This window comes from Verrucosispora sp. SN26_14.1, assembly GCF_004307965.1.
In the GTDB taxonomy this organism is placed as follows: domain Bacteria; phylum Actinomycetota; class Actinomycetes; order Mycobacteriales; family Micromonosporaceae; genus Micromonospora.
This window is the reverse complement of sequence record NZ_SISL01000639.1, coordinates 1-2,615: the sequence shown is the minus strand read 5'-3', so window position 1 is coordinate 2,615 and position 2,615 is coordinate 1. Positions and strand designations below refer to the sequence as shown.

Annotated in this window: 4 protein-coding genes; 3 read left to right on the top strand and 1 reads right to left on the bottom strand. The window is 73.6% G+C overall.

Annotation, left to right across the window (positions count from 1 at the left end; genetic code table 11):
- Both EYA84_RS30295 and EYA84_RS30290 read left to right on the top strand, forming a co-directional pair.
- On the top strand, positions 1-813 hold an 813-nt coding region (locus EYA84_RS30295), incomplete at its 5' end, for an SDR family oxidoreductase (RefSeq protein ID WP_131057631.1).
- Entirely contained in the window at positions 810-1,634 is an 825-nt protein-coding gene (locus EYA84_RS30290) for an alpha/beta fold hydrolase (RefSeq protein ID WP_162854398.1), read from the top strand. The genes EYA84_RS30295 and EYA84_RS30290, both read left to right, overlap by 4 nt.
- Positions 1,635-1,678: 44 nt before the next feature.
- Here the strand turns inward: EYA84_RS30290 and EYA84_RS30285 are convergent, their stop codons facing one another.
- Positions 1,679-2,038 carry a VOC family protein gene (locus EYA84_RS30285; RefSeq protein WP_131057629.1) on the bottom strand — a complete coding sequence of 120 codons (360 nt, stop codon included), beginning with the start codon at positions 2,036-2,038 and terminating at the stop codon, positions 1,679-1,681.
- A 96-nt stretch (positions 2,039-2,134) separates the two neighbouring features.
- On the opposite strand from EYA84_RS30285, the gene EYA84_RS30280 reads away from it, so the two are divergent.
- Positions 2,135-2,615 (top strand): ATP-binding protein (locus EYA84_RS30280; protein ID WP_131057627.1); only part of this gene is annotated, 481 nt, incomplete at its 3' end.

Sequence of the window (2,615 nt, the reverse complement as noted above, 5' to 3'; positions counted from 1 at the left end):
GAGCTGGCCCGGCGCGCCGCCGCCCGGGGCGCCCGCGTCGCACTGGTCGGTCTGGAGCCGGCGCTGCTGCGGCAGCTCGCCGTCGAGCTGGACGGCCACTGGTACGAGGCGGACGTGACCGACCAGTCCGCGTTGGACGACGCCGTCACCTCCACCGTCGAGCGGTTCGGCGGCATCGACGTGGTGGTGGCCAACGCCGGCATCGCGAACCTCGGGACGGTCGCGCTGGGTCCGGTCGACGCGCTCGCGCGCACCATCGAGGTCAACCTCACCGGCGTGGTGCGTACCGTCAGCGCGGCCCTGCCGCAGGTGCTCGCCGCCCGGGGGCACGTGCTGATCGTCTCCTCGGCGGCGGCCTTCGGCGCGATGCCCGGGATGGCCGCGTACTGCGCGTCGAAGGCGGGCGCGGAACAGTTCGGCAACGTCCTGCGCCTGGAGAACCGTCGACACGGCCTCACCGTGGGCACCGCCCACCCCATCTGGATCGACACCGACATGGTCCGCGACCTGCGCGACGATCTCGCCTCGTTCCGGGAGGCCCAACGCCGGCTGCCCTGGCCGCTGAACACCGTGGTGAGCGTCGAGCGGTGCGCCGAGGAGCTGCTGCGCGGCATCGAGCGCCGCCGCCGCAAGGTGTACGTGCCGCGCTCGATCGGGCTGGTCCAGGCGATGCGGCCGATCGCGCAGAGCCGGCTGGCCGACGCGGTGATCACCCGCTTCGGGGGTACGACCATGGTCACGCAGATGGAGGACGAGGTACGCCTACTGGGGCGATCCTTCGGGCGTACCTCGGTGGAGGGGGGCGGCTCGTGACGCTGCGTTTCCGGCGGGCCGGGACCGGGGAGCCGTTGCTGCTCGTGCACGGCATCGGGCACCGCCACCAGGCGTGGGACCCGGTCTTCGACCGGCTCGCCGCGCATCACGACGTGATCGCGATCGACCTGCCCGGCTTCGGCGAGTCCCCGGTGCCGACGACCGGGATGCCCACCGACATGGCGGCCATCATCACGACCATCCGGCCGGTCCTCGCCGACTGGGGGCTGGACCGTCCGCACGTCGCCGGGTACAGCCTCGGCGGCGCGATCGGCCTGGAACTGGCCGTGTCCGGGCTGGCCGCCTCGGTCACCGCGCTCTCCCCCGCCGGGTTCTTCACCGACGCCGAACGCCGCCGGGCGCTGCGCGCCCTGAGCTGGATGCGGGTCACCAGCCACCTGCCCACGCCGCTGATCCGGGCCGCACTGCGTTCGCCGGGCCTGCGCGCGTGGTGTCTCGGCCCCCTGGTGGCCCGTCCGGCGGCGCTGGACGCCGAGCGGGCTCTGGCCGACGCGCTCGCCCTGCGCCGGTGTGCCGGTTTCGGCACCGTCGCCCGTGCCGCGCGGGGCTACCGGGTCGACTGCGGCGCGCTCGGGGCGTGCGCGGCACCGGTCACCATCGGCTGGGGTGACCGAGATCGCATCTTCGGCGTCCATCAGGCCGAACGGGCCCGCGCCGAGCTGCCGGGCGCCCGCGTGCAGACCCTCTCCGGCTGCGGTCACGTGCCGATGAGCGACGATCCCGAGGCGGTCGCCACGCTGATCCTGGAGACCACCGGTGCGCTGCCCCGCCCGGCCGACCGTTCGGCCCCGGCGGGCTGATCGGGCCGACGCTCCCGCCCGGTGCGGTGCCGTCGGAACGGCGATCAGTGCCGGCGGAACAGGCAGAACTCGTTTCCCTCCGGATCCGTCAGCACGGTCCAGCGCGGCAGTGTGTGCCGCACGGTGGCCCCGGCGGCCACCACCGCCGCCAGTTCGTCGTCCTCGGCGACCAGGTCCAGGTGGATCCGGCCGACCGGCGGCAGGTCCCCGGCGGGTGCGATCCAGATGTCCGGTCCGCTTCCGGCCGGGTGGCGCAGCAGCACCGACTCGGTCGGCCCGAGGGTACGGTCGGCGAGCTTGATCCGGTCCTCGGCCGCCACCGGAAGGCCGGTGACCTGGCTCCAGAACGGGGCCATCAGGTAAGGATCACGGCAATGGATGACGATCGCGGCGAGCTGCGGCATTCGATCATGCTAGTCGGGCCCCGAGCAGCACCCGGACCGCGATACTTGCTGCTTGGCAAGAGTCGCAGATACCTGGGGACGACGTAACCTGCCTGCATGAGCAACCTCGCCCAACCGGACGCCGGTGGCACCGGCGGCCCGATGTCGGGGGTCGGCGAGGAGACCTGCCTGTTGTCCGAGTCGTTCACCGCACAGACGGTGACGCCGTTGCGGCACCTGCTCGCCACGCGGATCGCCGCCGCCGGACTCACCGGCGACCTGGCCGAGGATCTCGTCCTGGCCGTGCACGAGTTGGTCACCAACGCCGTGCTGCACGGCGGCGGGCAGGGTCGTCTGGACCTGATCCGCCGGGCCGACCTGCTCGTCTGCGAGGTCTCCGACCACGGGGACGAACCCGACGCCGACCTGACGGTGCATCTGCCGGCGACCACCACCGCCGGTGGACGGGGCCTCTGGCTGGCCCACCAGCTCACCGGAGCGCTGACCCTCACCCGTCGGCCCGACGGCATGACCGCCACCGTCACCGCCAGCCTGACCGACCAGCCGACCGTGCTGCCGGGGCCACCCCCCGGCGGTC

What these genes read in the sequence shown, in the direction of transcription:
- EYA84_RS30285 (WP_131057629.1), bottom strand. Translation starts at nt 2,038, where the DNA reads ATGCCGCAGCTCGCCGCGATCGTCATCCATTGCCGTGATCCTTACCTG.